The 8,028-nt window shown below is 72.1% G+C and carries 5 protein-coding genes and 1 pseudogene; all 6 read right to left on the bottom strand.

Annotation, left to right across the window (positions count from 1 at the left end):
* Positions 1-281 (bottom strand): annotated as a pseudogene (locus GT042_RS36300) (hypothetical protein); the annotation flags it as partial.
* Positions 282-400: 119 nt separating this feature from the next.
* Entirely contained in the window at positions 401-1,810 is a 1,410-nt protein-coding gene (gene murD / locus GT042_RS36295) for a UDP-N-acetylmuramoyl-L-alanine--D-glutamate ligase (RefSeq protein ID WP_161312927.1), read from the bottom strand.
* 47 nt (positions 1,811-1,857) lie between these two features.
* Positions 1,858-2,928 carry a phospho-N-acetylmuramoyl-pentapeptide-transferase gene (gene mraY, locus GT042_RS36290; protein WP_161312926.1) on the bottom strand — a complete coding sequence of 357 codons (1,071 nt, stop codon included), beginning with the start codon at positions 2,926-2,928 and terminating at the stop codon, positions 1,858-1,860.
* The gene (gene murF / locus GT042_RS36285) at positions 2,925-4,358 is read right to left on the bottom strand and encodes a UDP-N-acetylmuramoyl-tripeptide--D-alanyl-D-alanine ligase (RefSeq protein WP_161312925.1); all 1,434 of its coding nucleotides are present in this window, start codon (positions 4,356-4,358) and stop codon (positions 2,925-2,927) included. Before murF ends, mraY begins: the two co-directional genes overlap by 4 nt.
* A gap of 4 nt (positions 4,359-4,362) precedes the next feature.
* Positions 4,363-6,117, bottom strand: a complete 1,755-nt coding sequence (locus tag GT042_RS36280; RefSeq protein ID WP_161312924.1) for a UDP-N-acetylmuramoyl-L-alanyl-D-glutamate--2,6-diaminopimelate ligase — start codon at positions 6,115-6,117, stop codon at positions 4,363-4,365.
* 59 nt (positions 6,118-6,176) lie between these two features.
* Positions 6,177-8,006, bottom strand: coding sequence for a penicillin-binding protein 2 (locus GT042_RS36275; protein ID WP_345944050.1), 1,830 nt, complete (start codon positions 8,004-8,006; stop codon positions 6,177-6,179).
* Positions 8,007-8,028: the final 22 nt, after the last annotated feature.

Here is an 8,028-nt window from a genome sequence, read left to right as displayed (position 1 = left end):
CCGCCGCCCCTGCCGCGGGCGGCGGGGGGACGCCGTACGGGCGCTCCGGGGGCCTTGCCGCGCAGGACGAGGCCGGGCAGGCGGCCCGTACCCGCGAGGCGACCCGTACCGGTGAGCCTGGCGAGGAGGCCCCGTACCGCCAGGGACCCCGCTGCGGCCTTCGCGCCGTCGCCGGGTCCCGTACCCGCTCCCGGCAGCCCCGCGAGGGCGGGAGTGCCCGTCAGGCCCGCTCCGCGTGGCGCGGAGCGCGGGTCCCGTCCCACGGTGTCGTCGGCCGGCATCGTCGCTGTCCCCTCCAGTCGTGCCTGGCGCGGCTGCCGGAGGTCCGAGGACCGCGGCCCGGGTGCCGCTGCCGGGGTCCTCAAGACCGCTCGGCGGCGGCGCCGGAGGGCCGGGCCGGTCAGGCGTGCTCGGCGGCGAGTGCGCGGACGGCGTCCGCGAACGCCTCGCCTCGTTCGTTGTAGTTGGTGAACATGTCCATCGAGGCGCAGGCGGGGGCCAGCAGTACGGTGTCCCCCGGCTGAGCGAGCCGTGCCGCTTCGCGGACGGCGGCGGGCATCGCTCCAGTGTCGGTCCGGTCGAGGTCGACCACCGGGACTTCGGGGGCGTGTCGCGCGAGGGCTTCCCGGATCAGCGCACGGTCGGCGCCGATCAGGACCACCGCGCGCAGCCGCTTCGCGGACCCGGAGACCAGGTCGTCGAAGGCCGCGCCCTTGGCGAGGCCGCCCGCGATCCAGACGATCGGGTCGTAGGCCGCCAGGGACGCCTCCGCGGCGTGGGTGTTGGTCGCCTTGGAGTCGTCGATGTACGTGACGTCGCCGGTCCTGGCGACCAGTTCGATCCGGTGCGGGTCGGGCCGGAAGGCGCGCAGCCCGTCGCGTACGGCGGTGGGCGCGACGCCGTACGCGCGGGCGAGGGCCGCCGCCGCGAGGGCGTTGGCGATGTTGTGCGGGGCCGGCGGGTCGACGTCGGTGACGTGGGCCAGCTCCTGGGCCTGGTCGCGGCGGTTCTCCACGAAGGCGCGGTCGACCAGGATGCCGTCCACGACACCGAGTTGGGACGGACCGGGGGTGCCGAGGGTGAAGCCGATCGCCCGGCAGCCCTCCTCGACGTCGGCGGCGCGGACGAGGTCCTCGGTCGCCGGGTCGGCCACGTTGTAGACGCACGCGATCCGGTTGCCCTCGTAGATCCGGCCCTTGTCGGCGGCGTACGCCTCCATGGAGCCGTGCCAGTCGAGGTGGTCGGGGGCGAGGTTGAGCACGGCGGCGGAGTGGGCGCGCAGGCTCGGCGCCCAGTGCAGCTGGTAGCTGGAGAGCTCGACGGCGAGCACGTCGTACGTCTCGTCGCCGGCCACGGCGTCCAGGAGCGAGACGCCGATGTTGCCGACGGCGGCCGTGCGCAGTCCCGCCGCCGTCAGGATCGAGGCGAGCATCCTGACGGTGGTCGTCTTGCCGTTGGTGCCGGTGACGGCGAGCCAGGGGGCCGCGCCGGGTCCCCGCAGCCGCCAGGCCAGCTCGACGTCGCCCCAGACCTCCACCCCGGCCGCCGCGGCGGCCGTGAACAGCGGCTTGTCGGGCCGCCAGCCGGGGGCGGTGACGACCAGTTCCGTACCGGCGGGCAGGGTGTCCCCGTCGCCGAGCCGGACCGTGACGCCCAGCTTCTCCAGCCCGGCGGCCTGGGTACGGGACCGTTCGTCGTCGCCGTCGTTGACGACGGTGACCTCGGCGCCGAGGCCGCTCAGCACCCGGGCCGCCGGGATCCCGGAGACTCCGAGACCCGCGACGGTGACCCGCTTGCCCTGCCAGTTCACGTGACCGCCTTGTTCACTCGACCGTCCGGATCACTTGTCGGACCGGATCACTTGTCCGCCGCCCAGCCCGCGTAGAAGAGGCCGAGGCCCACGATCACGCACATGCCCTGGATGATCCAGAAGCGGACCACGACAAGGACCTCGGACCACCCCTTGAGTTCGAAGTGGTGCTGGAGGGGAGCCATGCGGAAGACCCGCTTGCGGGTCATCTTGAAGGAGCCGACCTGGATCACGACGGACATCGTGATCAGGACGAAGAGCCCGCCGAGGAGCGCGATCAGGAACTCCGTACGGGAGCAGATCGCGAGGCCCGCGAGGGCGCCGCCGAGCGCGAGCGACCCGGTGTCCCCCATGAAGATCTTGGCGGGTGAGGTGTTCCACCACAGGAAGCCGAAGCAGGAGCCCATCAGGGCGGAGGCGACGACCGCGAGGTCCAGGGGGTCCCGTACCTCGAAACAGGCGTTGGGGTTGGTCAGCGTCACCGCGTTGGCACAGGACTCCTGGAACTGCCAGAGCCCGATGAACGTGTACGCGCCGAAGACCATCACGGACGCCCCGGTGGCCAGGCCGTCCAGACCGTCCGTCAGGTTCACGCCGTTGGACATCGCGAGAATCATGAACAGCGCCCAGACCACGAACAGCACCGGGCCGATCGACCAGCCGAAGTCCGTGACGAACGACAGCCTGGTGGACGCCGGGGTGAGTCCCTGGGTGTCGGCGAACTGGAGCGAGAGCACCGCGAAGGCGATGCCGACGATCAGCTGGCCCGCCATCTTGGCCTTGGCCCGCAGGCCCAGCGACCGCTGCTTCACGATCTTGATGTAGTCGTCGAGGAACCCGACCAGTCCCATGCCCGCCATCAGGAACAGGACCAGCACACCCGAGAAGGTGGGATTCTCGCCGGTGATCACCTTCGCCAGGGCGTAGGCGATCAGCGTGGCCAGGATGAAGGCGATGCCGCCCATGGTGGGCGTGCCCTTCTTGCTGCCGTGGCTGCGCGGGCCGTCGTCCCGGATGAACTGCCCGTATCCCTTGCGGGCCAGGAGCTTGATCAGCAGCGGTGTGCCGATCAGGGTCAGGAAGAGCCCGATGGCTCCCGCGAAGAGGATCTGCCTCATCGGCCGGAGACCTCGCCCTCGGTGGTGCTCTCGAGGAGTGCCAGGGCGACCCTCTCAAGACCTGCCGACCTGGAAGCCTTCACCAGCACGACGTCTCCCGGACGCAGTTCACTGCGCAACAGATCGACCGCCGCCTGTGCGTCGGACACGTGCACCGACTCCTCACCCCACGAACCCTCGTTGTAAGCGCCCAGTCGCAGCCAGGACGCTTCCCTGCCCCCGACCGCCACGAGCTTGCTGACGTTGAGCCGGACGGCGAGCCGTCCGACCGCGTCGTGCTCGGCGAGCGATTCGTCCCCGAGCTCGGCCATCGGGCCGAGCACCGCCCAGGTACGCCCCCCCTCGGCCCGTGAGGCACCGCCCATGGCGGCCAGCGCACGGAGCGCGGCTCTCATGGATTCGGGGTTCGCGTTGTAGGCGTCGTTGACGATCGTCACGCCGTCCGCGCGCTCGGTGACCTCCATACGCCAGCGGGAGAGGGTTCCCGCCTCGGAGAGCGCTTCGGCGATCTCGTCGACGGACATGCCCAACTCATGGGCGACGGCGGCCGCGGCGAGCGCGTTCGACACGTGGTGCTCACCGTACAGCCGCAGCGTCACGTCCCTGCACCCGGAGGGTGTTCGAAGGCGGAACGCGGCCTGTCCGGTGGCTGTGAGGCGGACGTTCTCTGCCTGTACGTCTGCTTCGTCTGCCTCTCCGAAGAGGATCACGCGTGCTTCGGTACGGGATTTCATCGCGCGGACGAGAGGATCGTCGGCGTTGAGGACGGCCACCCCGCCGTCGGCGGCGGACGGCAGGGACTCGACCATCTCACCCTTCGCCACGGCGATCTGCTCGCGTCCGCCGAACTCGCCGATGTGCGCGGTGCCGACGTTGAGGACGAGGCCGATCCGGGGCGGGACGAGTCCGGTGAGGTAGCGGATGTCCCCGAGGTACCGGGCGCCCATCTCCAGGACGAGGTAGCGGGTGTCCTCGACGGCGCGCAGGGCGGTCAGCGGGACGCCGATCTCGTTGTTCAGGTTCCCGGCCGGCCAGACCGTGGGTCCCTTCGTACGGAGCAGCTGGGCGATGAGGTCCTTGGTGCTGGTCTTGCCGGCGGAGCCGGTGAGCGCGACGGTGGTCGCGCCGAGGCGTTCGACGACGGCGCGGGCGAGGGCGCCGAGGGCCTGGACGACGTCGTCGACGACGATCACGGGGACGCCCGGGAGGGGGCGGGCGGCCAGGACGGCCACCGCACCCTCCTCGACGGCGCCTCGCGCGTAGTCGTGGCCGTCGACCCGCTCGCCGGCGAAGGCGGCGAAGAGGCTGCCTTTCTCCACCGCGCGGGAGTCGATGACGACGGGTCCGGTGACCCGGACCGCCGGATCCGGTATGTCGTGCGACTGCCCGCCGACGATGGCGGCGATCTCGCTGAGGGAGAGGGCGATCACTGGGTCATCCCTGACTGTTGTTCTCGGGGCGGGGCTCGGGCTCGTCACCGGCGGCGCCGCGGGCGGGCGTGTGGCCGAGGGAGCGTTCGAGGGCGTCGCGCAGGACCAGGCGGTCGTCGAAGGGGCGTACCACCCCGGCGATGTCCTGGCCCTGCTCGTGGCCCTTGCCGGCGATCAGGACGGTGTCGTCGGCCCGGGCGCGGGAGACCGCGGTGGCGATGGCGGAGGCCCGGTCGGCGTCGACCAGGATGTCGCCGCGCTCGGCCGGGGGGACCCCGACGGCGCCCGCGAGCATGGCGGCGAGGATCGCGAGGGGGTCCTCGGAGCGGGGGTTGTCGGAGGTCAGGACGGCGGTGTCGGCGAGCCGGGCGGCGGCGGCGCCCATCGGCCCGCGCTTGGTCTCGTCGCGGTCGCCGCCGCAGCCGAGGACGAGGTGCACCTTGCCCTTGGTGACCTTGCGCAGGGAGCGCAGGACCGATTCGACGGCGTCCGTCTTGTGGGCGTAGTCGACCACGGCGAGGTACGGCTGTCCCGCGTCCACGCGCTCCAGCCGGCCCGGCACCCCGGGGACGGCGGCGACGCCGTCGGCGGCGGTCTGCGGGTCGATCCCGGCGACGGCCAGGGTGGCGATCGCCGCGAGGGTGTTGGCGACGTTGAACGGTCCCGGCAGCGGCGCGGCGGCCCGTACCCGCTGCCCCTGGTGGCCGACGGCGGTGAAGGTGGAGCCCTGGGCGCCGGTCTCGACGTCCTCGGCGCGCCAGTCGGCGTCCTGGCGGCCCTCGGCGGAGAAGGTGGTGACCGGGACGGTCGCCTCCGTGACGAGGCGCCGGCCGTACTCGTCGTCCAGGTTCACGACGCCGAGGCGGCTGCGCCGGGGGGTGAACAGCTGGGCCTTGGCCTGGAAGTAGTCCTCCATGCCGGAGTGGAACTCCATGTGCTCCGGGCTGAGGTTGTTGAACACCGCCACGTCGAAGACACAGCCGTCGACCCGGCCGAGGACCAGGGCGTGGCTGGAGACCTCCATGGCGACCGACTCGACGCCGCGTTCGCGCATGACGGCGAAGAGGGCCTGGAGGTCGGTGGCCTCGGGGGTGGTCCGCTCGGACTTGATGCGTTCGTCGTCGACGCGCATCTCGACGGTGCCGATCAGGCCGGTACGGTGGCCGGCCGCGCGCAGTCCGCCCTCGACCAGGTACGCCGTGGTGGTCTTGCCCGAGGTGCCGGTGATGCCGATCTGGAGGAGGTCCTCACCGGGCCGCCCGTAGATCTCGGCGGCCAGCTCGCCCATGCGGCCCCGGGGGTCGGGGACGACCAGGACGGGCAGTCCGGTGGCCGCGGCCCGCTCGGCCCCCGCCGGGTCGGTCAGGATCGCGGCGGCGCCGAGTCCCGCCGCCTGGGCGGCGAAGTCGGCGCCGTGGACGCGGGCGCCGGGGAGGGCCGCGTACACGTCGCCGGGCCGTACCGCCCGCGAGTCGTGGGTGATGCCCGTGACCGCCCCGGGATCCGGGGCGGCGCCCGGTGCCTCGGCGCCCAGCCGGACGGCGAGCTCGGCGAGGGAGGTGGGCCGGACCCGGTCCGGCCGGGGCGCCCCCGGCCGGTTCGCGGGGGCGTCCTCGGGGGCGGTTCTGTACTGATCAGCGTGTGGCACGGCGGTGAGCGTACCGGGCCCGGAGGGGCGCGGGCCAAGTGAGCGGCCCGTGCCGCCGGGGCCGTCGGGAGGGGTGGGGCGGTTCCCGGAATCGGGGGTGATGGTTGTCACTGGGGCTTTCCCTGGGGTCACGCGCCGGGCGGCGACGGGCCGGCTGTGGGCCGGCCCGTCTAGAAGGTGACCGGCAGTCGGGCGGGGGCGGTTCCGGTCGGTTCGACCTGCAAGGTCTTGAGTGCGAACTCCATGACCTTCTTGTAGATGGGTCCGCAGATCTGGCCGCCGAAGTAGCTGCCCGTGGTCGGGTTCTGGATGGCGCAGTAGACGGTGATCCGCGGGTCGTCCGAGGGCGCGAAGCCCGCGAAGGAGGCGGTGTAGCCCTTGTAGCGGCCCAGCTCGGGATCGACCCGGTTGGCCGTACCCGTCTTGCCCGCGACGCGGTAGCCGGGGATACGGGCCTTGGTACCGGTGCCTTCCTCGTTGCCGACGACCGACTCCAGCATGGTCGCGACGGTCCTGGCGGTCTTCTCGCTGACGACCCGGGTCTTCTTGGGCGCGGGGGCCGGGGTGAAGCGGCCGTCGGGGCCCTTCGTGCCGCGGATGAGGGTGGGCTCGGTCCGTACGCCGCCGTTGGCGATGGTCGAGTAGACCGACGCGGCCTGCATGGCGTTGAGGGAGAGGCCCTGGCCGAAGGGGATGGTGAACTGCTGCGAGGTCGACCAGTCCTGCGGCTTGGCGAGGATGCCCTGGGTCTCGCCGGGATAGTTCAGCCCGGTCGGCCGGCCGATGCCGAACTTGTCCAGGTACGAGTAGAGGACCTGGTTGGCCTTCTGCTGGGTCGCGCCGAGCTGTCCCGTCGCCAGGATCGTGCCGATGTTGCTGGACTTGGCGAGGACGCCGTTGAGGGTCAGGTTCCAGGTGGGGTGGTCGATGTCGTCCTTGAAGAGCCGGTCGCCGCGGTGCAGCCGGTTGGGGACGACGACGTGGGTCAGCGGGGTGGCGACACCTTCCTCCAGTACGGCGGCCATCGACATGATCTTGGCGGTGGAGCCGGGTTCGTACGCGTCCTGGAGCGCGGCGTTGCCCAGGTCGGCCGCGTTGGCCTCGGAGAAGTCGTTCGGGTCGAAGCCGGGGGCGTTGGCCATGGCCAGCACCTCACCGGTCCTGGTGTTCTGGACGACCACGTAGCCGCGGTCGGCCTTGGACTTCTGGACCTGGTCGGCGATGGCCTGCTGGGCGGCCCACTGGATGTCCCGGTCGATGGTCAGCTCGATGTCGGAGCCGGGTACGGCGGGCTTCTCCCGGGAGGTCGCGGTGGGGACGCGGTGCCCGCCGGACTGGGCGAAGGTGACCTGTCCGTCCTCGCCCGCCAGCTCCTTGTCCAGCATGGACTCCACCCCGCCGGCGCCGTGGCCGGCGGCGTTGACGTAGCCCAGTATCCCGGCGGCGAGATCGCCGTTGGGGTAGACCCGCTTGCTGCTGGCCTCCTGGAAGACACCGGCGAGCACGCTGCTCCTGGCCTTCTTCGGGGGCACGCCCTGGTTGGCCTTGCTCGCCTTGCTGGCGAGGACGCTCTTGAGGTCCTTGATCTGGTTCCAGACCTGCGGGGTCTGGCGGCGGGCGAGGACGGCGTAGCGGGACTTGGGCGTCTTGAGCTTGGTGATCAGGTCGCCGGTGTCGACGCCGAGGATCGGGGCGAGGAGCGCGGCGGCCTGCTCGGGAGCGTCGGGGACCCGGGTGGAGTCGGGGGTGAACATCAGCGGGTCGGCGGTGATGTCGTAGGCGTCGACGCTGTCGGCGAGGGCGATCCCGGAGCGGTCGGTGATCTCGCCGCGCTCCGCCTCCAGGGTGTGGCTGAGGTAGCGGCTCTTCTCCGCCTTGGCGGCGTAGGCGCGGGCGTCGACGGCCTGCACCTGGAGGAGCCGTACGACGAACACGAGCATCACGAGGGTGAGGCCGAGGCTGACCAGGCGCAGCCGGGGGCGGGGGTTGCCGAGTCTGATCCGGTGGGGCGGGCGGGCGCCG

The organism is Streptomyces sp. SID3212 (assembly GCF_009865405.1).
GTDB lineage: Bacteria > Actinomycetota > Actinomycetes > Streptomycetales > Streptomycetaceae > Streptomyces.
The sequence above is the reverse complement of the archived record's forward strand: the minus strand, read 5'-3'. Positions and strand labels throughout refer to the sequence as shown.

Bases quoted from the DNA above. Each gene is read 5' to 3' on its own strand.
- mraY (WP_161312926.1), bottom strand. From the start codon at position 2,928: ATGAGGCAGATCCTCTTCGCGGGAGCCATCGGGCTCTTCCTGACCCTG.